Source organism: Cupriavidus gilardii, assembly GCF_008801915.1.
In the GTDB taxonomy this organism is placed as follows: Bacteria; Pseudomonadota; Gammaproteobacteria; order Burkholderiales; family Burkholderiaceae; genus Cupriavidus; species Cupriavidus gilardii.
Genome location: NZ_VZOV01000001.1, coordinates 215,166 through 240,658, shown reverse-complemented (window position 1 = coordinate 240,658; position 25,493 = coordinate 215,166). Strand labels below are relative to the sequence as shown.

Genomic DNA, 25,493 nt, shown 5'->3' with positions numbered 1-25,493 from the left:
GGGCATCAACGGGTACGGTTGGCGGCGGTGTAGGCCGCCAGGCTGCCCAGCGTGGCGAAGATCGTCTTGTTGTCCGGATTGTCGGAGCGAAGCTCGAATCCGTACTTCCTGGAGATCAGGAGTGCAATTTCCAGCACGTCGATCGAATCGAGGCCGAAGCCCTCGCCATACAGCGGCGTATCGGCCGTCACCTGGTCCAGCGTCAGCTCGGTAATGTCCAGTTCGCCGAGAATCATCCGGGCCAGTTCGATTTCGAGATCGGTCATTGTCGCTAAATGTAAGTTATGTCGTCGCGGCGGCGGCCGGAGTCCGGCCCGGGGCCGCGCAAAGCCGTGGGGTATACTGCGGCACCGCCTTCGGGCGCAATGCTACCAAGCCCTCCGGGTTCGCTCCATATGGGTGAAATTTGGTAACAACCTCGCCGCCACGACGAGAAACGGAACCCCCACACTTCGGGTCTTCCAGCCATAGTCCCCTGAAAGATCGATGACCGGACCGCTTCGCCGCCGGCGCGGGAGCGCAAGACCGCCCTCCCCGATGCCGGCCGAAGCCCCGACCGCGCCGCCATGCCAGTGTCCCGCATCCCGCGCCGATCGCGCCAACAGAATTTCGCCGCCCGTGCCGCCGGCGCGGCCGCGGCGAACCCGTCCGCCGGGACCCTGCCGCTGATCGCGCATACCCGTGACGACCAGATCGTCGCCTACCGGGAGGGCGCGCCGGTCACCGTGGCGCGCTTTCTGGCCGACGTCCGCGACCTGGCATCGCGTCTGCCTGCCGGCCGCCACGTCTTCAATATGTGCGCGGACCGCTACCTGTTCACCGTCGGCCTGTGCGCCAGCCTGCTCGCCGACAAGATCAGCCTGCTGCCGCCGGCGCATACCCCCGAGATGGTCCGCGAACTGGCCACGTTCGCGCCCGACACCTTCTGCCTGTACGACGGCGCCGGCTGCCATTGCAACGCCGGCTGCCATGCCGAGGACGTTGCGGGCGGCGCCAGCGGCGCGGGACTGCCCAGCATGCGCGTGACGCTGCCCGCCCGGTACGAGGCGCCAGGCGACGACACGGTCGCCGTGACGATCCCGCGGATCCCCGCCGATCGCACCCTCGCCTATCTGTTCACCTCGGGCTCGACCGGACTGCCGATGCCGCATCGCAAGAGCTGGGGGGCGATGGTGCGCAATGCGCGCGCCGCGGCGACGCGGCTCGGCATCGATGCGCTGGCCGGCGCGACGCTGGTCGGCACCGTGCCGGCGCAGCACATGTACGGGCTCGAATGCACGGTGATGCTGGCGCTGCACGGCGGCGTCGCCTTGAGCGCGGCCCATCCCTTCTATCCCTACGATGTCGCCGCCGCGCTGGCCGCGGTGCCGGCGCCGCGCGTGCTGGTGGCCTCGCCGGTCCATCTGCGCACGCTGCAGCTGTCGCCGGTCCAGTTGCCGGCGCTGGCGCGGCTGCTGTCGGCGACCGCGCCGCTGGCGCCGCGGCTGGCCCGCGACATCGAGGCGCGTACCGGCGCGCCGCTGCTGGAAATCTACGGCAGCACCGAGACCGGCCACATCGCCACGCGCCGCACCGCGCACGATGCCGCCTGGCAGCTGCTTCCGGGCGTGGCGCTGCGCCTGGAGCGCGCACCCGGTGCGCAAGCCGCGGCCGACAGTGACGATGCCGACGACGGCCCGGTCTGGCTGGCCGGCGGTGCCCATCTGGCCCAGCCGGTGGCGCTGAACGACGCGATCGAGCCGCTCGACGCCCACCGCTTCCTGCTGCACGGCCGCAAGGCCGACCTGATCAAGATCGCCGGCAAGCGCACCTCGCTGGCCTATCTGAACCATCATCTGAACGCGATTCCGGGCGTCGTCGACGGCGTCTTCCATCTGCCGCGCAGCGAACCGCCGGGCGGACTGGGCAAGGAGGCACGCCTGACGGCGCTGGTCGTCGCGCCGGGCCTGAACGCCGCCGATATCGTGCAGGCGCTGCGCGCGCGCATCGATCCGGTGTTCCTGCCGCGGCGCGTGTTCTTCGTCGACAGCCTGCCGCGCAATGCCACCGGCAAGCTGCCGCGCGACCTGCTGGAGCCGCTGGTAGCGCGGCTGCAAGGCGGCCAGGCGGCGCGCCGCGACGATCGCGCGCCCACCACCGTGCTCGGGCCGGCATGAACAGCGCCGGCGTCTTCACCATCGAAGCCGGCCACCCGGCGTTGCCGGGACACTTTCCCGGCCAGCCGATCGTGCCCGGCGTGGTGCTGCTGGACCACGCGGTGCTGCGCATCGCCGCCGCACTGGGGTGTGCGCCCCAGCCCTGCCGCCTTGCCTCGGTCAAGTTCCTGGCCACGGTGGCGCCGAACGAGCCGGTGATGGTCCGCTATGCCAGCGTCGATGATGACCAACCCGACCATCAGGCCGGCCACCAGACCGAGCGCACGGTCCGCTTCGAGCTCGAAGGCCCGGGCCGTACCGTCGCCAGCGGCACGCTGACGCTGCCGGGCCTGGCCGGGCCGACCGACGCGGCGGTATGACGGCACCGGACAATAGCCACGCGGCGCCCGCCGACGACTGGAGCAGCCAGCCCGAGCGCAGCCATCTGCGGCTGCTGCGCGTGATGCGCTGGCTGTCGCTGCGGCTGGGCCGCCGCGCCAGCCGCACGCTGCTGTGGCCCGTGGTGGCGGTCTACCTGCTGATCTCGCCGGGCGCGCGCCGCACCTCGCGCCTGTACCTGTCGCGCGCGCTCGGACGCCCGGCCGGCCTGATCGACCTGCTCCGCCAGGGCTTCGCCTTCGCGTCGACGATCCATGACCGTGTCTATTTGCTGAACGGCCGCCTGGACCTGTTCGATATCCGGGTCCATGGCGAGCCGGTCATCCAGCAGGCGATCGCGCGCGGCGACGGCGCCTTCCTGTTCGGCGCCCATCTGGGCAGCTTCGAGGCGGTGCGCGCGGTCGGCCTGCGTTATCCGGCGCTGCGGCTGGCGGTGATGATGTACCAGGACAATGCCAGCCGCCTCAACGACGTGCTGGCGGCGATCAACCCCGCGGTGCGGCAGGACGTGATCGCGCTGGGCCGGCTCGACGCGATGCTGCAGGCGCGCGACTACCTGGAGCGCGGCTACCTGCTCGGCCTGCTGGCCGACCGCACGCTGACCCGGCTCGCCACCGATCCGCCGCGGCACTGCGAATTCCTCGGCACGCCGGCGCCCTTCGCCACCGGGCCGCTGCGGATGGCCGCGATGCTGCGCCGGCCGGTGCTGTTCATGACCGGCCTGTACCGCGGCGGCAACCGCTACGACATCCACTTCGACACGATCGCCGACTTCTCGGCGACGCCGGCCGCCGAGCGCGAGACGGCGATCGAGGCCGCGCTGCGACGCTATGTCGAGCTGCTCGAGCGGCATTGCCGCGCGGCGCCCTACAACTGGTTCAACTTCTACGATTTCTGGCAGGCGCCGACGCGCACGACTGCAAACGGATGATGCCGATCACCAGCCAATTCGAAAGCCCTCGCTTGCCTGTCCTCGGTGTTGCCCTTCGTCTGGGCGCGGCGTGCTGGCTGGCGCTGGCCTGCCTGCTGCCCGCGGCCGGCGCGGCCGCCCCGGCGGTGACATCGACCGCGACGGCCCGGGCCAGCGCCGATGCCGCCTGGAGCGTGGACCGCCTGATGGCGACGCTGGCGCGGCAGCCCTCGGGCAGCGCGCGCTTCGTCGAGAAGAAGTACATCGCGATGCTCGAGCGCCCGCTGGAATCGAGCGGCGAACTGCGCTTCGTCGCGCCCGACCGGCTGGAAAAGCGCACGCTGGCGCCCAAACCCGAGACGCTGCTGGTGCAGGGCGACATGCTGACGGTCGAGCGGGCCGGCCGCAAGACCACCATTCCGCTCGGCAACCACCCCGAACTGGCCGGCTTCATCGAGAGCCTGCGCGGCACGCTGGCCGGCAACCGGCAGGCGCTGGAGCAGTACTACCGGCTCGCGCTGGAGGGCAGCGCCAGGCGGTGGACGCTGACGCTGACGCCATCAGACAGCCGGATGGCGGCCGCGATCGCGGCGATCCGCATCGACGGCGCCGGCGAGCGGCTCGAGCGCGTCGAGATCCGCCAGGCCGACGGCGACCGTTCGGTGATGACCATCGTGCCGACCGGCGGCCAATGAGCGCGGCGGGCCAGCGTTGGTACCGAAGGACGCTGCCGGCGCGGGTGGCGGTCGCGATCTGGCTGGCCTTCGTGCTGGCCTGCGCCGTCGTCGCGGCGCGCACCACCTTCACCGCGGACCTGTCGGCCTTCCTGCCGCGCGCGCCGACCGCCGAGCAGCAGCTGCTGGTCGATCAGCTGCGCGATGGGCTGGTCTCGCGGCTGCTGCTGATCGGCATCGAGGGCGGCGCCGGACAGGATCAGGACGGCGCCCGGCGTGCGGCGCTGTCGAAGGCGCTGGCCGGCAAGCTGCGCGGCGATCCGCGCTTCGCCGCGATCGACAACGGCGAGCCGGTCAACCGCGAGCGCGACCAGCGCTATCTGTTCGCCAATCGCTATCTGCTCAGTCCCGCCGTCACGCCCGAGCGCTTCACCGAGGCGGGCCTGCGCGCGGCCGTCGGCGACACCATCGATCTGCTCGGCTCGTCCGCCGGGCTGATGATCAAGCCGCTGTTGCCGCGCGATCCGACCGGCGAGGTGGCGACGCTGCTGGCCGATCTCGATCCGGGCCACGGCGCGGCGACGCGGGACGGGGTGTGGGCCTCGCGCGACGGCCGCCGCGCGGTGCTGCTGGCGCAGACCGCGGCGCCCGGCTCGGACCTGGACGCGCAGGCGCAGGCGATGGCGGCGATCCGTTCGGCCTTTGCCGCCGCGGTGTCGGAGTCCGGCGCCAAGGCGGGCGAATTCCGCCTCGTGATGTCCGGGCCCGGCGCGATCGGCGTGCAGACGCGCGACACCATCCGCGCCGAGGTCGAGCGGCTGTCGACGATCGGCGTGGCCGTGATCGTGGCGCTGCTGTGGTTCGTCTACCGCTCGCCGACCGCGCTGGCACTCGGGCTGGTGCCGGTGCTGTCCGGCGTGCTGGCGGGCGTCGCCGCGGTCAGCCTCGGCTTCGGCATGGTCCACGGCCTGACGCTCGGCTTCGGCACCACGCTGATCGGCGAGTCGGTCGACTATGCGATCTATCTGTTCGCGCAGACCGCGCAGGATCGGGATGACGATGCGCCGGCTGAATCCGGCACCGCTGCCGCGGCCGCCGGCGCTGGGGCAGGCGCTGCGGCTATCAGTGCAGCCGGGTTTGGGGTTGGCGTTGGCTCCAGTGCTTCCACGACCGCCGCGGCCGCGCGCGAACGCTGGACACGCGCCTTCTGGCCCACGGTGCGGCTCGGCGTGCTGACCTCGATCTGCGGCTTCGCCTCGCTGCTGCTGTCGGGCTTTCCGGGGCTGGCGCAGCTCGGGCTGTTCTCCATCGCCGGACTGGCCACCGCCGCACTGGTCACGCGCTTCGTGCTGCCGCAGCTGATTCCGGCGCGCTGGCGCATGCGCGATCTGCGCCCGCTCGGCAACCGGCTGGCCCGCATCGCGGCCCATGCGCCGCGGCTGCGTTGGCCGGCGCTCGCCGTGGTGCTTGCCGCCGTGCTCGTGCTGGTGTGGCTGGTCGCCGTACAGCGCACGCCGTTGTGGAGCCAGGAGCTGACGTCGCTAAGCCCGGTGCCGGCCGACACCCAGGCACTCGATACCGGCTTGCGGGCCGATCTCGGCGCCCCGGACGTGCGCTATCTGGTCACCGTGTCGGCGGCCACCGAACAGGGCGCGCTGCAAGGCGCCGAGCAGGTCGGCGCGCAACTGGCGCCGCTGGTCGCGCAGGGCGTGATCGGGGGCTTCGACAGCCCGGCGCGCTTCCTGCCGAGCGAGGCCACGCAACGCGCGCGGCAGGCCGCCCTGCCCTCGCGCGACGAACTGGCCGGACGGCTGGAGGCCGCGGTGGCGGAACTGCCTGTCAAGCCGGCGCTGTTCGCGCCCTTCCTTGACGAGGTTGCGCGCGTGCGGGAGATGCCGCCGCTGACGCGGGCCGATCTGCGCGGCACGTCGATGGCGCTGGCGGTCGATGCGCTGCTGACCGAGCACGGCGGCCGCTGGACCGCGACGCTGCCGCTGCGCGCCCCGGCTCAGGCCATTGCCGCCCCCGGGGCCGACCCCGATGCAGCAGCCGATGCCGCGCCCAATGCCGACGCAGATGCCCCGGCAGGCGGCCAGGCCAAAGCCGGCGCCAAGGCCGACGCCAGTGCCCACGCACAGTCAGCGGCGAGCCGGGCACCGGCCGCAGTACCGGTGCCCAAGGCGATCCGCGCCGCGATCGCCCGGGCGGGCGTTGCCAATGCGCTGTTCGTCGACCTGAAGGGCGAATCGGACCGGCTCTACGCGGGCTATCTGCGCGAAGCGCTGCGGCTGTCGCTGGGCGGGGCCGCCGCCATCGCGATGCTGCTGCTGGTGGCGCTGCGTTCGCCGCGCCGCGTGCTGGCCACGCTGCTGCCGCTGGCCGCCGCCGCGCTGGTCGTGATCGCCGGGCTGGCGCTGGCCGGCAAGACGCTGTCGCTGCTGCATCTGGTCGGCATGCTGCTGCTGGTCGCGGTGGGCTCGAACTACGCCCTGTTCTTCAACGGCGCGGCACGGACGCCGGATGCGAGCGAGCGCGGAGCGAACGAATCCGGAGCGCACGAGCCCAGGGCAAACCAGCCCGCGGCGATCGCACCGCGCACGCTGGTGTCGCTGCTGCTGGCCAACCTGACCACGGTGGCGGCCTTCGGTCTGCTAGGCTTATCACATCTGCCGCTGTTGCAGGCCTTCGGCCAAACGGTCGGTCCGGGCGCGGTGCTGGCGCTGCTGTTCTCCGCGGTGTTCGCGCCGGCGGCCATGCTGGGTGCCTCGCCCCGTCCGACCGCGGCCGGTCACGATCAGGAGGCAAAACCATGACGCGCATGCGCAATTCCTGTCCCGGGCCACAGTCGACCGCCTCGACCGCCGCGCCGGGCACGATCCGCAGCTGGCGGCCATCGGCGCTGATCGGCGGCGCGGCCGCCGTCCACCTGGGCGCGGTGGCCGCGGTGCTGGCGCAACCGGCAACGCTGCCGTGGGCGGCCGGCACGGTGGTGGCGGCCAATCTGCTGCTGGCCGGCGCCGGGCTGTGGCCGCGCAGCACGCTGCTGGGGCCGAACCTGCTGCGGCTGCCGCCCAGCGCTGGCCACAGCATCGCGCTGACGTTCGACGACGGCCCCAATCCCGAGGTCACGCCCGCCGTGCTCGACCTGCTCGACGCGCACGGTGCCCGCGCCACCTTCTTCTGCATCGGCGAGCGCGCGCTGCGCCATCCCGACCTGGTGGCCGACATCGTGCGCCGCGGCCATGCGATCGAAAACCATACCCAGCACCACTGGCTGCACTTCTCGACGTTCGGGCCCGGCCGCATCACGAAAGAGGTCGGCGAAGCGCAGCGTTTGCTGACCGAACTGACCGGGCAGGTGCCGCGCTTCTTCCGCGCGCCCGCGGGCCTGCGCAATCCGCTGCTGGAGCCGGCGCTGTGCCGGCATGGACTGCGGCTCGCCAGCTGGACGCGGCGCGGCTTCGATACCTTCCGCGGCGGCGATCCGGACAAGGTCGAGGCGCGGCTGCTGAAGGACCTGGCCGCGCGCGACATCCTGCTGATGCATGACGGCAACCCGGGCACCGACCGTGCCGGCACGCCGATGATCCTGGTAGTGCTGCCGCGCGTGCTGCGCGCCATCGACCGGGCGGCCTTGCGCTACGTGACGCTGCGCGAGGCGGTGCCAGCATGACGCGCTGGACCGATGCCGCCGGCCAGGCTGGCGAGGCGTTGATCGCGCGGGCCAGCGCGCGCTACCGGGCGGCCGATCCCTTTGCCGTGCATTTCGCCCGCTTCAAGCTGCGCAACGATCCGGTCTTCGCGATCGCGCTGGCGCAGGGGCTGATCCCCGACGGCGCCCGCATTCTCGATATCGGCTGCGGCCAGGGCCTGCTGGCCAGCTGGCTGCTGGCGGCGCAGCAGTGCCATCCCGACAGCTGGCCGCCGGGCTGGCCGGCGCCGCCGGTGCCGCGCTCCTATCTGGGTATCGAACTGACGCCGGCCGACGCCAACCGCGCCCGCGCCGCGCTGGCCGAGCCGGGCCCGTGGCCGGCGGAAATCCGCCAGGCCGATGCCCGCGCCGCGGTGGCCGAGGTCGCCGCGGCCTGCGACCTGGTGGTGCTGCTCGATGTGCTGCATTACATCGACCGCCCCGCGCAGGAAGCGCTGCTGCGCGACGCGCTGCGCTGCCTGGCGCCGGGCGGGCGGCTGCTGATGCGGGTCGGCGACGCCAGCGCGGGCTGGCGCGCCCGCTACAGCCGCGCGGTCGACCGCGTGGTGCAGTGGCTGCGCGCCGGCCGCACCAGCCCGCTGACCTGCCGGCCCGCCGACGAATGGCGCGCGCTGCTGCGCGGCATGGGCATGACGCTGCGCGAGGTGCCGCTGCCACGCGATGCGCATGGCGCCAATGTGCTGATGGTCGGCACGATGGACGTGCGGGAGGACAAGTCCGTGCAGACGGCACAGGTCCGGCACGGCACCGTGGCTTCCGCCGGCGAGCTGGAGCCGCTTTGATACAATCGCGCCGCCCGCCGGTGCCGGCCACCGACCGCAACGCCGGCCGCCCCGGCGGCCCTGGCAATGTCGGCACCGCACCGCACGGCGCCGCCTCGCATCCCGATCGTCCGCTGTCCCCACCCGTGTCCGCGCTGCACCTCTCCCATTTCACCGTCACCAGTTGCCTGGGCCATGGCCTCGCGGCGACATCCGCGGCCTTGCGCGCGCAGCGCAGCGGACTCGCGCCCTGCCGCTTCGGCGAGGTCAGGCTGCGCACCCATGTCGGCGAGGTCGCCGGCGTCGACGACGCCCCGCTGCCGTCCGCATTCGCCAGCTTCGACTGCCGCAACAACCGGCTCGCGCGGCTGGCGCTCGAACAGGACGGTTTCGCCGGACGCGTGCGCGAGGCCATCGCGCGTTATGGCGCGCACCGGATCGGCGTATTCCTCGGCACCAGCACCGGCGGGATTCTCGAAACCGAACAGGCCTACCGGCGGCGCGATCCGGCGACGGGCGCGCTGCCGCCCGACTTCGACTATGCGCACCGGCACAGCCCGTTCTCGCTGCCGGCCTTCGTGCGCGCCTACCTTGGCCTGACCGGTCCCGCGGCGGCGATTTCGTCGGCGTGCTCGTCGGGTGCCAAGGTGTTCGCCTCGGCGCGCCGGATGATCGAGACGGGGCTGATCGACGCGGCGCTGGTGGGCGGCGTCGATTCGCTGTGCCATACCACGCTGTATGGCTTCCACTCGCTGGAACTGGTGTCGGCCGAACCTTGCCGGCCCTACGATGCGCGGCGCAACGGCATCTCGATCGGCGAAGGCGGTGCATTCGGGCTGCTCGAACGGTTGCCCGAGCCCGTGCCCGATTCCGGGGCGGCGCTGCCGGACGATGCGGTGCTGCTGTGCGGCGTCGGCGAATCCAGCGACGCGCACCACATGTCGAGCCCGCATCCGGAAGGACTGGGCGCACGGCTGGCGATGGAGCAGGCACTGGCCGATGCCGGGCTGACGCCAGCCGACATCGACTACATCAACCTGCACGGCACCGCCACGCCGAGCAACGACGCCGCCGAGGGCAAGGCCGTGCTGGCGCTGTTCGGCACGACGCCCTGCAGCTCGACCAAGGGCGCGACTGGCCATACGCTGGGCGCGGCCGGCGCGATCGAGGCGGTGATCAGCGCGCTGGCGCTGCGCGAGGGCTGGCTGCCGGCCGGCATTGCCGGTACCGAACTGGACCCGGCGCTGCCGGTCCGCTATCTGCTGCATACGGACACGCCGGATGCCGGCCATCGTCCCCGCTACGCGCTGAGCAACGCATTCGGCTTCGGTGGCTCCAATTGCAGCCTGCTGTTCGGCCGCGCCGACGCGCATCTGCGAGGCGAACGGTCATGACGGCGCCGGTGTTCATCGAAGGAATCGGCCTGCTCGGCCCGGGACTGTCGGACTGGCAGCAAGGCGCCGCGGTGCTGCGCGGGGAGGTCCCCTATTTGCATGCCGCGACGGCATTGCCCGCGCCGGCAGGGCTGCCGCCGGCCGAGCGCCGGCGCACCGGCCCGGCGGTCAAGCTGGCGCTGGCGGTCGGCGGGCAGGCCATCGCCGCCAGCGGGCGCGATGCCGCCACGCTGGCGACCGTGTTCAGCGCCTCGGGGGCCGACGGCCACAACTACCACGCGATCTGCGAATCGCTGGCGGGCGAGGACCCGCTGATCTCGCCGACCCGCTTCCACAACTCGGTGCACAACGCGCCGGCCGGCTACTGGAGCATCGCCACCGGCGCGATGGCGCCGTCCAACGCGATGTGCGCGCACGACGGCAGCTTCGCCGCGGGCCTGCTCGATGCCTGCAGCCAGGTGCTGGCGACCGGCGCGCCCTGCGTGCTGATCGCCTACGACACCGACTATCCCGAGCCGCTGCGCAGTGCGCGGCCGATTCCCGATGCATTCGGGCTCGCGTTGGTGCTGACGGCCGAGCCGGGTCCGGCGACGCTCGCCAGCCTGCGGCCCTCGCTGGCGATCGACGGCGATGCGCCGACGGCGATGGCCGATGGCGCGCTGGAAGGCCTGCGCGCCGCGATCCCGGCCGCACGCGCCCTGCCCTTGCTGCAAACGCTGGCGCGGGGCGACGATGCTGCCCCGGTGCTCGATTATCTGGAACCGCTGCGGTTGCGCGTCGAGGTCGCGCCATGGCGGTGAGCGACGTCGCCGCCTCGGCAACCGGCATGCCGCCCGGCGCGCCGGCGGGCCGCGACTGGATCGCCGCCCATATCCCGCATCGCGGCGCGATGTGCCTGCTCGACCGGGTGGTCGACTGGAATGCGATGCGCATCCGCTGCGAGGCGAACGACCATGCGTCGCCCGATCATCCGCTGCGTGCCGAAGGACGGCTCGCCGCGCTGTGCGGTATCGAATATGCCGCGCAGGCGATGGCCGTGCACGGCGCGCTGCTGACGTCCGGCTCCGCGGCCACGCCGCGCGTCGGCTATCTGGCCAGCGTGCGCAAGGTCGAGCTCCACGCCGGGCGGCTCGATACCGTGGCGGGACCGCTGACGATCGAGGCCGAGCGGATCGGCGGCGACGAGCGCCAGGTGCTCTATGAATTCGCGCTGCAGGGCGGCGGCGCCGTGCTGCTGACGGGCCGCGCGGCGGTGGTGCTGGACGCCACGCCGGGCGGCTGAGTCCGGCTCGAACCGCGCGGCGCCTTCCCGGCGGCTGGTGAAAGTCGCTGAGCCCCGCCAGCGCGGGGGCGACCGCAGACATCCGCCAACTTGCCCGTGCTCCCCGCGAACGCGAATGCGGGGACCACGCGGCTTTCAAGCCAACCGCTTCAGGCGCGCGCGCTCAGCCCTCGGCCTTCGGTGCAGGCAGCACCTCGCCGCTGACCTCGCCGAAGCCGATCCGATAGCCATCGCCCTGGCACCAGCCGCGCATCACCACTTCGTCGCCATCCTGCAGGAAACCGCGCTCCACGCCGCCGGCCAGCTTCAGCGGCTCGTTGCCGTTGCGAGTCAGTTCCAGCAGGCTGCCGTACGAGTCCGGCGTGGTGCCGCTGATCGTGCCCGAGCCCATCAGATCGCCAACGCGCACATTGCAGCCCGACACCGTGTGGTGGGCCAGTTGCTGCGCCATCGTCCAGTACATCGCGCGGAAGTTGGTGCGGCTGATCCGCTCGGCACGCTCGGCGCCCTGCGGCCGCAGCGCGACCTCGAGCTCGATGTCGTAGGCATTGCGCGCCGACTGGCGCAGATACGGCAGCGGCTCCGGCGACTGCTCCGGGTTGTCGCGGCGGAACGGCTCGAGCGCGTCCATCGTGACGACCCACGGCGAGATCGAGGTGCCGAAACTCTTCGAGTTGAACGGCCCCAGCGGCACGTATTCCCACTGCTGGATATCGCGCGCGCTCCAGTCGTTGAGCAGCACCATGCCGAACAGATAGTCGTCGGCCTGATCGACGCGCACCGGCTCGCCCAGCGCCGAGTCCTTGCCGACGATGAAGCCCATCTCCAGCTCGTAGTCGAGCTTGCGGCAGGTGCCGAAGATCGGGCGCGCCTCGTTCGGCAGCTTGATCTGGCCGTTGGGACGGTGGATCGGCGTGCCGCTGACCACCACCGAGCTGGCGCGGCCGTTGTAGCCGATCGGGATTTCGAGCCAGTTCGGCAGCAGCGCGTTGTCCGGATCGCGGAACATGCGGCCCACGTTGGTCGCGTGCTCCTTCGACGAATAGAAATCGGTGTAGCCGGGAATCTGCACCGGCAGGTGCAGCGTGGCGCCGGCCATCGGCACTACTGCGCGCTCGCGCAGCGCGGCATCGTCGCGCAGCGTCGGCGTGTCGGCCGCCAGCAGTTCGGCGATGCGCTGGCGCGTCTCGCGCCAGACCGGACGGCCCAGCGCGATGAAGCGGTTGAGCACCGGCGCGGCGAAGGTACCGCGCGCGGCAGCCGGCAGCAGGCCGGCCTCGTCCAGCACCGACAGGTCGACGATGCGGTCGCCGATCGCGACACCGACGCGCGGCGCCTGCGCGCCGTGCGAGAACACGCCATAGGGCAGGTTCTGCAACGGGAAATGGGTGGCGGCGTCGTTGGCCGATTCGATCCAGCTGCGGGAGGATTGGGCTTGGGTCATGGATGCTATGTGTTGGGCTGTCCGCCCGGGAGCGCTACCTTGGCTACGTTGCGCTGCCTGGCGGTACGTTGGTTATCGTCGGCGTATGTCGTCGGTGCGCGCCATCAGCGCACGTTCGGGTTGAAATGCTTCTTCAGCCCTTGCCAGCAGTGCTGGTAGTCGGACTGCAGCGCGGCCGATTCGGCGGCGAAGCGCGTGGGCCGGATCACCGTCGGCGTCTCGAACATGAACGCCATCGTGTCGGAGATGCGGTGCGGCCTGGTGGTGTCCGCCTCGCTGGCGCGCGCGAAGGTCTCGGCATCGGGGCCGTGACCGCTCATGCAGTTGTGCAGGCTGGCGCCACCCGGAGCGAAGCCTTCGGCCTTGGCGTCGTAGACGCCTTCGATCAGCCCCATGAATTCGCTGGCGATATTGCGGTGGAACCAGGGCGGGCGGAACGAGTGCTCCATCGCCAGCCAGCGCGGGCCGAAGATCACGAAGTCGATGTTGTCGACGCCCTCGGTATCGGACGGGCTGTGCAGCACCAGGAAGATCGACGGGTCCGGATGGTCGAAGCTGATCGAGCCGATCGTGTTGAAGCGGCGCAGATCGTATTTGTACGGCGCGTAGTTGCCATGCCAGGCCACCACGTCCAGCGGCGAATGGCCGATCTTCGCGCGCCACAGATTGCCCTGGAACTTGGCCACCAGCTCGAAGTCGCCCTCGACGTCCTCGTACCAGGCCACCGGCGTCTGGAAGTCGCGCGGATTGGCCAGGCCATTCGAGCCGATCACGCCGAGGTCGGGCAGCTTCAGCAGCGCGCCGTAGTTCTCGCAGATATAGCCGCGCGCCTCGCCGTCGAGCAGCTCGACGCGGAAGCGCACGCCGCGCGGCACCACCGCGATCTCCTGCGGCTCGACCTCGAGCACGCCCAGTTCGGTGGCCAGGCGCAGCCGGCCCTGCTGCGGCACGATCAGCATCTCGCCGTCGGCGTTGTAGAAGAAGCGGCCCTGCATCGAGCGGTTGGCCAGGTACAGGTGGATGCCGCAGCCGACCATCGCGTCGGGGCCGCCGTTGCCGCCCATCGTGACGATGCCGTCGATAAAGTCGGTCGGTGCGTCCGGCATCGGCAGCGGGCTCCAGCGCATCTGGTTCGGCGACGGCGCCACCTCGTCGAAGCGGCTGACGATTCGCGATTGCTCGATCTTGACGAAGGACTCGTGCACCGCCGCCGGGCGGATCCGGTACAGCCACGAGCGGCGGTTGTGCGCGCGCGGCGCGGTGAAGGCGGTGCCCGACAGCTGCTCGGCGTACAGGCCGTACGGCGCGCGCTGCGGCGAATTCTGTCCGACCGGCAGCGCGCCCGGCAGCGCTTCGGTGGCGAATTCGTTGGCGAAGCCGGACTGGTAGCGCAGCGCGCCGGTGTCGGTGTCTTGGCGTAGTGCTTGAGTCATGGTGGTCCTGACAGAGGTTCGGGAAGGGTTCTCGGAAAAAAAATCGGCTTGATGGATCGGCTTACGCCGGAACCGGAATCGGCACGGCGGCGTCCGCTTGCGGCCCCGGCACCGCGGGTGGCACCGCGGCGCGCGCCAGCGCCATCGCTTGCCGCAGTACCGCGGTGTCGCCGATATGGTTGGCCAGCAGCAGGATCAGCTGCGCGTTGGCGGCCTGGCTTTGCGCATCGCTCAGATCGCGATGCATCTCGAGCAGCGACTCGTAGACGTCGTCCGGCTGCGCGAGATTCGGTTCGGTGACGAGCCGCGCGTGCTGCGGCTGCGGCTCGGCCGGGGCCGCGCGCCACTGCACGTCGATCATGCCGAGCGCGCGGCGCAGCGCGGCCAGCAGCGCGTCGTGGTCGACCTCGCGCCAGCGTGCGCAGACATGCTGGTCCGGGCGCAGCAGATAGCAGGTGCCGGGCTGGCCGTCGTAGCGGCGCACGGCCAGGCCTTCGACGTCTTCGAGCACGACCGCGCCGCGCGGCAGCGTGGGCGTGGGCTGCGCCGATGGCGTCGGTGGCATCATGCAAACCACTTTCACCGGCACCGGCGCGGCGCTCAATTGTTCGAGCGCCGTGCGCGCCGCGGACGACAGGCCCTGCGCATCGGCGAACACCAGCGCGGTAAAGCCGTTGCCCAGATGCGGCAGCAGCCAGCTCTCGCGCTGCCCCTTGTCGCCGACCACGCGCACCGGTGCATCGGCGCAGACCGCGCCGGGCACCATCGCGCCGGCGAACGGCGCGCTGTCCGACGTGTTCAGCGGCGAAGGCGCCAGCACGGTCGGCGTCGACAACCGGCCGCTGTTGACCAGTTGGCGCGCGAACGGATGCTGACGGGCGAGCCGCAGCACGCTGTCGCGAAACACGCGGCTGGTGGCGCTCTTCGGCGTGATGAAATCGGTCGAGCGCGTCGAATGCAGGATGTTCTCGTCGGCCGCGTATTCGCGCTCGCTGGCATAGGTGTCGAGCAGCGCGTCGGGCGCCCGCCCTTCCAGCACCAGCCGCAGCTTCCACGCCAGGTTCTCCGCGTCCTGCACGCCGCTGTTGGCGCCGCGCGCGCCGAACGGCGACACGCGATGCGCGGCGTCGCCGGCGAACAGCACACGGCCGTGGCGGAAGCGCTCCATGCGCTGGCACGAGAAGGTGTAGACGCTGACCCATTCGAGCTCGAACTGCGCGTCGGGCCCGAGCAGCGCGCGCAGCCGCGCCAGCACGCGTTCGGGCTGACGCTCCTGTTCGGGATCGGCATCCCAGCCCAGCTGGAAATCGATGCGCCAGATATTGTCCGGCTGCCGATGCAGCAGCACCGACTGGTTGCGGTTGAACGGCGGATCGAACCAGAACCAGCGCTCGGCCGGGAAGCCGGCGGCCATCTTCACATCGGCGATCAGGAAGCGGTCGCGGAAGGTCCGGCCCTGGCTTTGCAGCCCCATCAGCTGGCGCACGGGACTGCGCGCGCCGTCCGCCACCACCACGTAGCGTGCCGGCAGCGTGTAGTCGCCATCCGGCGTCGACACCGTCAGCACGACATGATCTTCCTGCTGGCGCAGCCCGCTGACGCCATGACGCCAGCGCAGTTCGAGTCCTTCCAGTTCGGCGGCCCGATCGACGAGATAGCCCTCGACGTAGTACTGCTGCAGGTTGATGAAGGCAGGACGATGGTGACCGCTCTCCGGCAGCAGATCGAAGCTGTAGACCTGCTCCTGGTCGAGTAACACGCGGCCGACGTGCCAGCGCACCCCCTTGTCGACCAGCCGCTCGCCGCAGCCGAGGCGATCGAAAATATCGAGCGTGCGCTTGGCGAAGCAGATCGCGCGCGAACCGCTGGCCAGCGTGCAGTCGTCATCGAGCAGCACCACCGGCACCTGCTGCTGCGCCAGGTCGATCGCCGTGGCGAGGCCGACCGGACCGGCCCCGATCACGACCACCGGCCGTACCGCGGGCCGCGCGTCCGGCTGCTGCTCGGCGCAGCGCCGGTAGGCGAAGGTGCGGGCCTGGTAGTTGTCGCCTGCCTCGGCCGTGGTTTCCTCAGCTGTGGTTTCCATGTCGTCTCCCTCCGGCCGTCGCGCCCGCTGTCCCGCGGACTGCGGCGGCCAGCATGCCGCGCCTTCAGTCCTGCAGCGCGGCCCACATTTCCTTGTCGCGCTCGGCGGTCCAGATGCGCGGATGCTTGATGCCACTGGCCTCGTCATAGGCGCGCGCCACGTCGAACGGCAGGCAATGCTCGTAGATGAAGACGTGGCCGAACTTCGGATCCATCGCCGCGCGCGTATGCGCCATCGCGCCCTTCAGGTCCAGCTTCTGCGCCACCGCCTCGCGGCCGCGCTGCAGCAGCGTGCTGACGAAATCGCGCGTGTAGGCGAGGCCCTTGTCGACCTGTTCCGGCGTGGTCAGCGCAGGTCCGCGTCCCGGCACCAGCGCCTGCGGCTGCAGCGCGCGCAGCGCGTCGAGCGTCGCCGGCCATTCCTCCAGCTGCGCGTCGCCGCAATAGCAGGCCGCGTCGTACTCGACCAGGTCGCCGGAGAACAGGATCTTCTGCGACGGGATCCACACGACGGTATCGCCCTTGGTATGGCCGGGACCGAGATGCAGGATCCTGACCTCGAGCTTGCCGAGGAACAGCGTCAGCTCGCGCTCGAACACCAGGTTCGGCCACGTCAGGCCCGGCACGGTCTCCACGCCGGCGAACAGCCGCGGAAAACGCTCGATCTCGGACTTCATGTCCGCCTCGCCGCGCTCGACGATCATCTCGTAGGTGCCGCGGCTCGCGATCACGTTCTGCGCGCCTTCGCTGAAATAGGCCGACGCACCCAGCACGCGCACCGCGTGGTAGTGCGACAGCACCACGTGCTTGATCGGCTTGTCTGTCACGGTGCGGATGCGCGCGATCAGATCCTGCGCCATCGCCGGCGTGGCGGTGGTATCGACGATCAGCACGCTGTCGTCGCCGATCACCACACCGGAATTCGGATCGCCCTCGGCGGTATAGGCGTAGGCGTTGTCGGACAGCCTGGTGAAGGTGACCTGCTTTGCTTCGAGGTCGGCTTGCGACGCAAAGGCTTTGGACATGGGCTCGTCTCCGTTCTGCTGGTCTGCTCGTTGTGCTGCCTGGGTTCCGCCGCGGCGCGCCTCCGGCGGGCCTTTTCCAGCATAGGCCGCCCGGCGTTCCGGCTGGTACACCGCCGCCTGGAATTACGTATTGAGAAATGAATTTACCGAATCGTAATCAGCGGCACGCAGCGTGTCAATCCGAACCGGCCTTGAGCCGGACGGTGAACGGGCATGGAAAGAAGACATCGGCCCGTGGCAACACGGCGAGGTGCGCCCAGCGTCGCCCGTCAGGCAGGGAAGGTGCGGAAAAAGGAGGGAGAGGAAGGCGGGCGTCGTCCCGACGAACGAGCCGGGTCACGCCGGACGCGGTCTGAGGCCGCGCGGTGCCAAAACCAGCGGCCGGACAAACGCCGGCCGCCGAGGAAACAATGACAGGATCAGACGGGCTTCTGGCCTTCGCCCTGCGGGGAGCCCATGCCACCCGCGCCGGACGTGCCGCCGCCCGAGGAGGCGGACGAAGCCGAGGACGCCGACGCGCCGCCGGCCGGACCGGCCATCGAGGCGGCGGTCACGCCGCCGTTGCGGCTGGCGATGAAGGCATTGACGTCCTGCGCCAGATGCTGGGGGGCAAGCACCACCTCCAGACCGAGCGCCTCGCAGGCGGCCAGGAAGGTGCTCATACGCGGATCGGCCTGGCCCGACTCCGCACGCAGATACGCCTCCCGGGAAATCCCGGCCTTGCGGGCGACGTCCTCCTGCTTGAGCTTGCGCGCTCGGCGCAACGCCCGCAGTTGCCGGAACGGTTCGCTAGCGCCTCGTGGCACGGCTGTACTGTTCATATCGGTCTCCAGTCACCAAAAAAGAAAGTGCGCGGACGTGCATTCGAGTATAGAGCACACCTCGCGTTCCGTATGTAATCAGGGAAACACTTTTACAGATTTCACGATTTGTGCCGGTTGGCTTTCCTCCAGCCCCTGCCGTCTCGATATCGGGCCCTTTGAAGTGCCCGTGCTTCCACAATAGCGAATCGACCTCGTTAGCGCCAAGTTCGGTTTGACAGACCGACCGGTCGTGCTATTCTTCCGAGCATGCAAAAAGGCCAGTTGACGCGCAGCGCAATCATCGCTCAGGCATTCGACACCGCCACGCGGATCGGATTCGAGCAGCTGTCGCTTGCCGAACTGGCCGCCAGCACGGACATGTCCAAGAGCGGCCTGTACGCGCACTTCAAGTCGAAGGAGGCGCTGCAGCAGGCAGTGCTGGAACTGGCGATCGAGCGCTTCACGGCGATGGTGGTGCAGCCGGCGCTACGCCAGCCGCGCGGCGTGCCCCGCTTGCGCGCGCTGTTCGAAGGACAGCTCGAATGGATCGGCAGCACCGACTCCGGCGGCCGCTGCCTGTTCATGGCGCTGGGCCAGGAATATCGGGACCGGCCCGGCGTGATCCGCGACATGCTGGTCCGCGCGCTGAAGGACTGGAACGGCATCGTGGTCCGCGTGGCGGCCGACGCGATCCAGGACGGCAGCCTGGGGGCGGATGAAGAACCGCGCCAGATTGCCTTCGAGATGGCGGGCATCGTGATGGCCTTCCAGCAATCGCTGAAGATGCTCGGGCGGGCCGACGCGCAGGCGATGGCGCGCCGCGCCTTCCAGTCGCTGGTTACGCGCGGCAAACGTACCGCCTAGCTCGCCTGGGCCGCCGGCGCACCACGTTTTGCGCCAGCCCCCCGAGGCACGTTTTCGATCGGCAGATTGTTCGCCGATAAATAGCACGACCGGTCGGTCTTATCGGGGCCCGAGAGAGATGCAGGAGGGGCCGCGCAGCGAGCTCGACGGGCCAGGGATGGAACCGCAAACGGAGTGAATATCGTGATACAGGCCCTGTCTTCCCGCCGCCCCGGCCAAGCCGCCCCGGGCCAGCTTGCCGCGCGGCTCGCGCAGGCCGGCCTGGCATGGCGGCGCCTGCGCTGGCAGACCGCGTCGGCACTGTTTCCCGAGCAGACGGCGCGCGCCTTCGAGCGCGCGTGGTTCGGCGTGCCGGAAGCGAATATCGATGCCGCCGGTCAGGCCTTCCTCGCCGGTGCGCGCGCCGACTGGGCGCTGGTGACCGGCGGCGGCGCGACGCGGCGCGTGCGCGTCTACCGCTGGCACGGCGAAGGCCCGGCGGTGCTGCTGGCGCATGGCTGGGGCGGCAATGCCGCGCATTGGCAGACGCTGGTGCCCGCGCTGCTTGCCGCCGGTCATCGCGTGGTGGCCTTCGACGCGCTGTCCCATGGCGCCTCCGATGCCGGTGCGCTGGGCCCGGGCCAAAGCTCGCTGATCGAGATGTCGCGCGCGCTGCTGGCGGCCGCCTGGCACGCCGGGCCGATCCATGCGGTGGTCGCGCATTCGCTGGGCTCCGCCGCGGCGGCGCTGGCACTGCGGGAAGGCTTGCCCGCCAGTGCCGCGGTGCTGATCGGCGCGCCGGCCGACATGCGCCACGCCTCGGCCACGCTGGCCTGGCAGTTGGGCGTGGCGCCGGCGGTCCTGGCGCGCGTGCAGCACAACAGCGAACAGTGGCTCGGCATGCCGTGGGGCGACTTCAACGTGCCAGACATCGGCCGCTGCCGGCCAGTGCCGCCGACGCTGGTCGTCCATGATCGCCACGACAAGGAGGTGCGCTGGGAGGATGGCGCGGCAATAGCCGGCGCGTGGCCGGGCGCGACGCTGCTGACCACCGAGGGCCTGGGCCATCGGCGCATCCTGCGCGATGCCGGCGTGATCGACCAGGTCGTGAGGTTCCTTGCGCAGCGCCTGTCGTCGCGCACCGCCCCCGCTGCCGCGGTGCCGCCGCAGCATGCCGGGCCGGCGCTGCGCGCGGCGTTGCAGGCAGGCGATCTGGGCATGTTCCGGTAATTCTTGCAGGCCCGACTGCCGGCCGTGCCCTGCCGCGTGCCGATCGCCTCAGCCGGCCCGCGCCAGGATCTGCCCGCCCCCATAGCTCGACTGCTCCGGCGGCGTGCCGCCCAGCGTCACCCGAATCGCGCAGTACTTGAACTCGGGGATCTTGCCGAACGGGTCAAGCGCCGAATTGGTCAGCTTGTTGATCGCCGCCTCGTAATAGCAGAACGGGACGAACACCGCGCCGCGCGGCGTACCCTCGTCGGCGCGCGCGTACAGCGCGACCTCGCCGCGGCGCGACGCCAGCGTGATGACGTCGCCCGGCTTGCCGCCCCATTGCGCCAGGTCCAGGGGATGGACCAGCGCGGTCGGATCGGGCTCGAGCGCGTCTAGCACCCCTGCCCTTCGCGTCATGCTGCCGGTGTGCCAGTGTTCGAGCTGGCGGCCGGTGATCAGCACGAACGGGTAGTCCTGGTCGGGCCGTTCCGCCGCCGGCACGATATCGGCCGGCACGAAGCGCGCGCGGCCGCTCGGCGTCGGGAAGCTGTCGGTGAAGATCACCGGCTCGCCGGCGTCGCCTTCGGCGCGGCACGGGTAGGTCACCGCGTGTTCGCGCTGCAGCCGCTCCCAGGTAATTCCCGCGATGCTCGGCATCGCCATCCGCATTTCGTCGAACACGTCCGCGACGTCGCGATAGCGCCAGTCCAGGCCGAGCTGCGCGGCCATCTGCTGGATGATCCACAGGTCCTGGCGAGCCTGTCCGGGCGGGTCGATCGCCTGCCGGCCGAGCTGCACGATGCGGTCGGTATTGGTGAAGGTGCCAGTCTTCTCGGGGAAGGCCGAGGCCGGCAGCACCACGTCGGCGAGGTAGGCGGTCTCGGTCAGGAAGATGTCCTGCACCACCAGATGATCGAGCGCGGCCAGCGCCTCGCGCGCATGCTGCGCGTCGGGGTCCGACATCGCCGGGTTCTCGCCCATGATGTACATGCCGCGGACCTCGCCGCGCTCGATCGCCTGCATCACCTCGACCACCGTCAAACCCGGCTGGCGATCGAGCGGCGTGCCCCACAGCGCTTCGAAGCGCGCCGCGGCGTCGGCATCGTCGACGCGCCGGTAGTCCGGATACATCATCGGAATCAGCCCGGCGTCCGAGGCGCCCTGCACATTGTTCTGGCCGCGCAGCGGATGCAGGCCGGTGCCGGGCCGGCCGATCTGGCCGGTCATCAGCGCCAGCGCGATCAGGCAGCGCGCATTGTCGGTGCCATGCACGTGCTGCGACACGCCCATGCCCCACAGGATCATCGCGCTGCCCGCGGTCGCGTAGAGCCGCGCCACATGGCGGATCGTCTCGGCGTCGATGCCGCAGATCGGCGCCATCGCCTCGGGGCTGTAGGCGGCGACATTGCGTTCGAGTTCGTCGTAGCCGATCGTGCGGCTCTCGATGAAGTCGCGATCGACCAGCCCTTCCGTGACGATCACATGCATCATCGCGTTGAGCAGCGCGACATCGGTATCCGGCTGGAACTGCAGGAAACGATAGGCGAAGCGCGCCAGCTCCGAGCGGCGCGGATCGGCGACGATCAGCTTGGTGCCGTTGCGCACCGCGTTCTTGATCCAGCTCGCCGCGACCGGATGATTGACGGTCGGATTGGCGCCGATCAGGATCACGACCTCGGCCTTGCCGACATCGATCACCGGGTTGGACACCGCGCCCGAGCCGATCCCTTCGAGCAGCGCCGCCACCGACGAGGCATGGCACAGCCGCGTGCAGTGGTCGACGTTGTTGCTGCCGAAGCCGGTCCGTACCAGCTTCTGGAACAGATAGGCCTCCTCGTTGCTGCCCTTGGCCGAGCCGAAGCCCGCCAGCGCGCGCTTGCCGTGGGTATCGCGAATGCGCGCGAGGCCTCCGCCGGCCAGCGCCAGCGCCTCCTCCCACGTCGCCTCGCGGAACACCTCCATCGCGCGCTCCGGATCCATCACCGCATCGCCGCGCTTGGGCACGCCCTCGCGGCGCACCAGCGGCACCGTCAGGCGGTGCGGATGCGCGGCGTAGTCGAAACCGTAACGGCCCTTGACGCAGAGCCGCGCATGATTGGCCGGACCATCGCGCCCTTCCACGTACTGGATGCGGTTGTCCTTGACGTGATAGGTCAGCTGGCAGCCGACGCCGCAGTACGGGCAGACCGATTGCACCTGCTTGTCGGGCACCGCCAGCGCGGCGGCGCGGGCCGGCATCAGCGCGCCGGTCGGGCAGGCCTGCACGCATTCGCCGCAGGCCACGCAGGTCGACGCGCCCATCGGGTCGTCCATGTCGAACACGATCCTCGCGTCGGCGCCGCGCAGCGCGATGCCGATCACGTCGTTGGCCTGCTCGTCGCGGCAGGCGCGCAGGCAGCGCGTGCACTGGATGCAGGCATCGAGATTGACCGCGATGGCCGGATGCGACAGATCCGGGGCCACGGGCGCCCGCGGCGCAAAGCGCGGCTTGCCGATCTCCAGGCGCGCGGACCACCGGTCCAGCTCGCTGTCGCGCGTGTACGCGGTCTCGGGCATGTCCGATTGCAGCAGCTCGAGCACCATGCCCTGCGCCTTGCGCGCGCGCGGCGAATCGGTCTGCACCTTCATGCCCTTGGCCGGCTGCCGGCAGCACGATGGCGCCAGCACGCGCTCGCCGTCGATCTCGACCATGCAGGCGCGGCAGTTGCCGGCCGGCTCCAGGCCGTCCTTGTAGCACAGGTGCGGGATCTCGACGCCCTCGCGCTTCGCTACCTGCAGCAGCGTTTCGCCGGGCGCGGCCATCACCTCCCGGCCGTTCAGCTGGAAGGCAACCGAGGCCGGATCGGAGGCCTGGACGAGGGCGCGTTCGGCGCGGGTCAATGCATTCATGGCGGTCTCGTGGTTCTGTCGTGCGGCGTCTTTCGGCGTCTTTCGGTGTCTTTCCGCTTTGCGAGGCTCAGGCCAGCTCGTGCGGGAAATAGCGGATCACGCAGTCGATCGGATTGGGCGCGGCCTGGCCCAGGCCGCAGATCGACGCATCGCGCATCACCGCGGACAGGTCGGCCAGCGCCTCGCGGTCCCACCGAGGCTGCGCGATCAGCTGCACGGCCTTCGCCGTGCCGACGCGGCAGGGCGTGCATTGGCCGCAGGACTCGTGCGCGAAGAAGTGCATCAGGTTGCGCGCCACGTCGACGGCGCGGTCATGGTCCGACAGCACCACCACCGCCGCCGAGCCGATGAAGCAGCCATGCGGCTGCAGCGTGTCGAAGTCCAGCGGGATATCGCCCATCGACGCGGGCAGGATGCCGCCCGACGCGCCGCCCGGCAGATAGCCGTAGAAGCGGTGGCCATCGAGCATGCCGCCGCAGTATTCGTCGATCAGCTCGGTGATCGTGATGCCGGCCGGTGCCAGATGCACGCCCGGCTTGTTGACGCGGCCCGACACCGAGAACGAGCGCAGCCCCTTGCGTCCATGCCGGCCTTGCCCCGCGAACCACTCCGCGCCGCGCTCGAGGATGTCGCGCACCCAGTACAGCGTCTCGAAGTTGTGCTCCAGCGTCGGCCGCCCGAACAGGCCGACCTGTGCCACATAGGGCGGGCGCAAGCGCGGCCAGCCGCGCTTGCCTTCGATCGACTCGATCATCGCGGACTCTTCGCCGCAGATATAGGCGCCGGCGCCGCGCCGCAATTCGATCGGCGGCAGATCCGCGCACGGCGGGTCCTCGCGCAGCCGCCGCAGCTCTTCGGTCAGCAGCGCACGGCAGCCGGCGTACTCGTCGCGCAGGTAGATATAGATGGCCTCAACCTGCACCACCTTGGCGGCGATGAGCATGCCTTCGATGAAGCGATGCGGATCGCGCTCCAGGTAGAAACGGTCCTTGAAGGTGCCGGGCTCGCCTTCGTCGATATTGACGGCCATCATCCGCGGTCCCGCCTCGGCCCGCACGATGCGCCATTTGCGGCCGGCCGGAAAGCCGGCGCCCCCCAGCCCGCGCAATCCCGCATGCTCCATCGTCGCAATCGCATCGTCGGCCGACAGCGCGCCTTCGGCCACCGCGCGCAAGGTCCGGTAGCCGCCCTGTTCGCGATACGCCAGGTAGTCGACGTACGGCTCGGGCTCGTGGCGCACCGCGCCCGCGGCGACGCGTTCGGCGATCGCCTCGGCGCTCGCCACGTCGACCGGATTCTGTCCGACCAACGCCGCCGGCGCACGCTCGCAGCGGCCGATGCAGGGCGCGGCGACCACGCGCACGTCGGTGCCGAGCAGCGCCGGCAGCTTGGCGAGCAGCGATTGCGCGCCGGCCATCTCGCAGGCGATGCCCTCGCAGACGCGCACGGTCAGCGCGGGCGGTGGTGCGATCGCACCGTCGGCATCCTCGCGTACGACGTCGAAGTGGTGATAGAAGGTCGCGACCTCGTAGACCTCGGCCTGCGACATCTTCATCTCGGCGGCCAGCGCGGCCAGATGCGGCGCGGCCAGTTGTCCATAGCGGTCGTTGATCGCGTGCAGATGTTCGATCAGCAGATCGCGCCGGCGCGGCGCATCGCCGAGCAAGGCGCGCACTTCGGCGAGCGCGGCGGGGTCGACCTGCCGCCCCTTGGGCTGGCGGCGCTTGCGCTGGCGGCCGATGCTCTCGACCGGAATGGGGATTACGACATGGTTCATGGCCATCTCTGTTCGTTATCGTGGATGCCTGGAGCGCGCGGGGGGCGCCGCCGGTCGATGATAGCGCCATCGGCCGTCGCAACTTGCGCACGACACTCCCGCTTCTCCGCCAGCACTGCCCTGGTCACTGCCTTGCGTCAAATCGACTCGCGGACGTTTCACGGTCTCCACGCATCCAGCCGCCGGATGCGTCGTCAACGTCCGCTAGTGTTATACGGTATGTGATATATCAAAATGGTCAAGGCGTTTTCGCTTGTCCATCCATGGCTGTGGACTGAGAAGGCGGCGGACTGCCGCGCAATGACGCCCTGCGGCGGAGAGAAAGGGAGGGGAAAACAGAGGAACGGAGGGGAACGACGAGGGAATGCACGACTGCGAAGCCGCTGGCCACGGGCAGTTCGTCCGTCGCTATGGCCGCGACAGATGACCGGCGGCGTGGCCAGCGGACTTGCGCTCAGGCATGGGTCAGCACGAACTGGCCGGCGGCCTTGTGCGAATCCTCGGCGGCGTCGTCCTCGCGGGGCGCGCTACCGAATCCCGCGAGGCGGCCGTGCGCCAGGGCGCGAAGCGGCGCCGGGGCAGGCAGCGAGGTCGCGAGCAGCACGGTGGCGGACACGCCAAGCGAAAACAGGCCAAGCGACAGCAGGGTCAACAGGGTGGTTTGCATCAGGACACTCCGATAAGACAACGATCAAGGAATGCCCAGTATATGGTG

19 protein-coding genes and 1 pseudogene are annotated in these 25,493 nt (G+C 70.5%); 11 read left to right on the top strand and 9 right to left on the bottom strand.

Translation table 11 applies throughout. The annotated features are described in order from the left end of the window. Window positions 1–5: 5 nt before the first annotated feature. Window positions 6–266, bottom strand: a complete 261-nt coding sequence (locus F7Q96_RS00965; RefSeq protein WP_053824151.1) for a phosphopantetheine-binding protein — start codon at window positions 264–266, stop codon at window positions 6–8. 300 nt (window positions 267–566) lie between these two features. On the opposite strand from F7Q96_RS00965, the pseudogene F7Q96_RS00960 reads away from it, so the two are divergent. The 9 genes and pseudogenes from F7Q96_RS00960 to F7Q96_RS00920 all read left to right on the top strand — a co-directional run bounded on the left by F7Q96_RS00960 (window position 567) and on the right by F7Q96_RS00920 (window position 11,267). Continuing rightward, window positions 567–2,515: pseudogene (locus F7Q96_RS00960) on the top strand (AMP-binding protein). Beyond that, window positions 2,512–3,465, top strand: a complete 954-nt coding sequence (locus F7Q96_RS00955) for an LpxL/LpxP family acyltransferase (protein WP_053824152.1) — start codon at window positions 2,512–2,514, stop codon at window positions 3,463–3,465. The pseudogene F7Q96_RS00960 and the gene F7Q96_RS00955 overlap by 4 nt, the downstream one beginning before the upstream one ends. A gap of 32 nt (window positions 3,466–3,497) precedes the next feature. After that, a complete protein-coding gene (locus F7Q96_RS00950; protein ID WP_283242334.1) occupies window positions 3,498–4,139 on the top strand; it encodes a LolA-related protein in 642 nt (213 codons plus the stop codon). Continuing rightward, a complete protein-coding gene (locus F7Q96_RS00945) occupies window positions 4,136–6,931 on the top strand; it encodes an MMPL family transporter (RefSeq protein WP_053824153.1) in 2,796 nt (931 codons plus the stop codon). The genes F7Q96_RS00950 and F7Q96_RS00945 overlap by 4 nt, the downstream gene beginning before the upstream one ends. A gap of 5 nt (window positions 6,932–6,936) precedes the next feature. Then, on the top strand, window positions 6,937–7,791 hold the full coding sequence (locus F7Q96_RS00940; protein ID WP_053824669.1) for a polysaccharide deacetylase family protein: 855 nt from the start codon (window positions 6,937–6,939) through the stop codon (window positions 7,789–7,791). Next, window positions 7,788–8,612 carry a class I SAM-dependent methyltransferase gene (locus F7Q96_RS00935; protein WP_082371785.1) on the top strand — a complete coding sequence of 275 codons (825 nt, stop codon included), beginning with the start codon at window positions 7,788–7,790 and terminating at the stop codon, window positions 8,610–8,612. Before F7Q96_RS00940 ends, F7Q96_RS00935 begins: the two co-directional genes overlap by 4 nt. Before the next feature lie 125 nt (window positions 8,613–8,737). After that, window positions 8,738–9,985: a beta-ketoacyl-[acyl-carrier-protein] synthase family protein gene (locus F7Q96_RS00930; RefSeq protein WP_053824670.1), complete on the top strand. Its 1,248-nt coding sequence runs from the start codon at window positions 8,738–8,740 to the stop codon at window positions 9,983–9,985. Continuing rightward, on the top strand, window positions 9,982–10,785 hold the full coding sequence (locus F7Q96_RS00925; protein ID WP_053824154.1) for a beta-ketoacyl synthase chain length factor: 804 nt from the start codon (window positions 9,982–9,984) through the stop codon (window positions 10,783–10,785). The genes F7Q96_RS00930 and F7Q96_RS00925 overlap by 4 nt, the downstream gene beginning before the upstream one ends. Continuing rightward, the gene (locus tag F7Q96_RS00920) at window positions 10,776–11,267 is read left to right on the top strand and encodes a hotdog family protein (protein ID WP_390885710.1); all 492 of its coding nucleotides are present in this window, start codon (window positions 10,776–10,778) and stop codon (window positions 11,265–11,267) included. The genes F7Q96_RS00925 and F7Q96_RS00920 overlap by 10 nt, the downstream gene beginning before the upstream one ends. Before the next feature lie 163 nt (window positions 11,268–11,430). Here the strand turns inward: F7Q96_RS00920 and fahA are convergent, their stop codons facing one another. The 5 genes from fahA to F7Q96_RS00895 all read right to left on the bottom strand — a co-directional run bounded on the left by fahA (window position 11,431) and on the right by F7Q96_RS00895 (window position 18,075). Continuing rightward, complete coding sequence (gene fahA, locus F7Q96_RS00915; protein ID WP_053824155.1) at window positions 11,431–12,711, bottom strand: fumarylacetoacetase; 1,281 nt, start codon at window positions 12,709–12,711, stop codon at window positions 11,431–11,433. A 104-nt stretch (window positions 12,712–12,815) separates the two neighbouring features. Then, the gene (gene hmgA, locus F7Q96_RS00910; RefSeq protein WP_053824156.1) at window positions 12,816–14,144 is read right to left on the bottom strand and encodes a homogentisate 1,2-dioxygenase; all 1,329 of its coding nucleotides are present in this window, start codon (window positions 14,142–14,144) and stop codon (window positions 12,816–12,818) included. 61 nt (window positions 14,145–14,205) lie between these two features. After that, the gene (locus F7Q96_RS00905) at window positions 14,206–16,230 is read right to left on the bottom strand and encodes an FAD-dependent monooxygenase (protein WP_082371786.1); all 2,025 of its coding nucleotides are present in this window, start codon (window positions 16,228–16,230) and stop codon (window positions 14,206–14,208) included. 64 nt (window positions 16,231–16,294) lie between these two features. After that, window positions 16,295–17,254, bottom strand: a complete 960-nt coding sequence (locus F7Q96_RS00900; protein ID WP_053824157.1) for an MBL fold metallo-hydrolase — start codon at window positions 17,252–17,254, stop codon at window positions 16,295–16,297. A 419-nt stretch (window positions 17,255–17,673) separates the two neighbouring features. Beyond that, window positions 17,674–18,075 (bottom strand): helix-turn-helix domain-containing protein, encoded by a 402-nt coding sequence (locus F7Q96_RS00895; RefSeq protein ID WP_023264128.1) that lies wholly within the window; start codon window positions 18,073–18,075, stop codon window positions 17,674–17,676. Window positions 18,076–18,339: 264 nt separating this feature from the next. Here F7Q96_RS00895 and F7Q96_RS00890 point away from each other — a divergent pair, with 264 nt between their 5' ends. Next, window positions 18,340–18,921 carry a TetR/AcrR family transcriptional regulator gene (locus tag F7Q96_RS00890; protein ID WP_315904127.1) on the top strand — a complete coding sequence of 194 codons (582 nt, stop codon included), beginning with the start codon at window positions 18,340–18,342 and terminating at the stop codon, window positions 18,919–18,921. A gap of 183 nt (window positions 18,922–19,104) precedes the next feature. Further along, on the top strand, window positions 19,105–20,130 hold the full coding sequence (locus F7Q96_RS00885; protein ID WP_053824672.1) for an alpha/beta fold hydrolase: 1,026 nt from the start codon (window positions 19,105–19,107) through the stop codon (window positions 20,128–20,130). A 48-nt stretch (window positions 20,131–20,178) separates the two neighbouring features. On the opposite strand, the gene fdhF is transcribed toward F7Q96_RS00885, so the two are convergent. From fdhF to F7Q96_RS00870, 3 genes are all read right to left on the bottom strand, one after another. After that, window positions 20,179–23,001: a formate dehydrogenase subunit alpha gene (gene fdhF / locus F7Q96_RS00880; protein WP_053824159.1), complete on the bottom strand. Its 2,823-nt coding sequence runs from the start codon at window positions 22,999–23,001 to the stop codon at window positions 20,179–20,181. Between the two features lie 67 nt (window positions 23,002–23,068). Beyond that, a complete protein-coding gene (locus F7Q96_RS00875) occupies window positions 23,069–24,778 on the bottom strand; it encodes an NADH-ubiquinone oxidoreductase-F iron-sulfur binding region domain-containing protein (protein WP_053824673.1) in 1,710 nt (569 codons plus the stop codon). A gap of 454 nt (window positions 24,779–25,232) precedes the next feature. Then, window positions 25,233–25,445 (bottom strand): hypothetical protein, encoded by a 213-nt coding sequence (locus F7Q96_RS00870; protein WP_053824160.1) that lies wholly within the window; start codon window positions 25,443–25,445, stop codon window positions 25,233–25,235. Between the last annotated feature and the right edge of the window lie 48 nt (window positions 25,446–25,493).

Excerpts from the sequence above, each read along its gene's own strand:
- F7Q96_RS00965 (WP_053824151.1), bottom strand. The coding sequence starts at position 266 with ATGACCGATCTCGAAATCGAACTGGCCCGGATGATTCTCGGCGAACTG.
- F7Q96_RS00955 (WP_053824152.1), top strand. The coding sequence starts at position 2,512 with ATGACGGCACCGGACAATAGCCACGCGGCGCCCGCCGACGACTGGAGC.
- F7Q96_RS00945 (WP_053824153.1), top strand. The coding sequence starts at position 4,136 with ATGAGCGCGGCGGGCCAGCGTTGGTACCGAAGGACGCTGCCGGCGCGG.
- F7Q96_RS00940 (WP_053824669.1), top strand. The coding sequence starts at position 6,937 with ATGCGCAATTCCTGTCCCGGGCCACAGTCGACCGCCTCGACCGCCGCG.
- F7Q96_RS00935 (WP_082371785.1), top strand. The coding sequence starts at position 7,788 with ATGACGCGCTGGACCGATGCCGCCGGCCAGGCTGGCGAGGCGTTGATC.
- F7Q96_RS00925 (WP_053824154.1), top strand. The coding sequence starts at position 9,982 with ATGACGGCGCCGGTGTTCATCGAAGGAATCGGCCTGCTCGGCCCGGGA.
- F7Q96_RS00920 (WP_390885710.1), top strand. The coding sequence starts at position 10,776 with ATGGCGGTGAGCGACGTCGCCGCCTCGGCAACCGGCATGCCGCCCGGC.
- fahA (WP_053824155.1), bottom strand. The coding sequence starts at position 12,711 with ATGACCCAAGCCCAATCCTCCCGCAGCTGGATCGAATCGGCCAACGAC.
- hmgA (WP_053824156.1), bottom strand. The coding sequence starts at position 14,144 with ATGACTCAAGCACTACGCCAAGACACCGACACCGGCGCGCTGCGCTAC.
- F7Q96_RS00905 (WP_082371786.1), bottom strand. The coding sequence starts at position 16,230 with ATGGAAACCACAGCTGAGGAAACCACGGCCGAGGCAGGCGACAACTAC.
- F7Q96_RS00900 (WP_053824157.1), bottom strand. The coding sequence starts at position 17,254 with ATGTCCAAAGCCTTTGCGTCGCAAGCCGACCTCGAAGCAAAGCAGGTC.
- F7Q96_RS00895 (WP_023264128.1), bottom strand. The coding sequence starts at position 18,075 with ATGAACAGTACAGCCGTGCCACGAGGCGCTAGCGAACCGTTCCGGCAA.
- fdhF (WP_053824159.1), bottom strand. The coding sequence starts at position 23,001 with ATGAATGCATTGACCCGCGCCGAACGCGCCCTCGTCCAGGCCTCCGAT.
- F7Q96_RS00875 (WP_053824673.1), bottom strand. The coding sequence starts at position 24,778 with ATGAACCATGTCGTAATCCCCATTCCGGTCGAGAGCATCGGCCGCCAG.
- F7Q96_RS00870 (WP_053824160.1), bottom strand. The coding sequence starts at position 25,445 with ATGCAAACCACCCTGTTGACCCTGCTGTCGCTTGGCCTGTTTTCGCTT.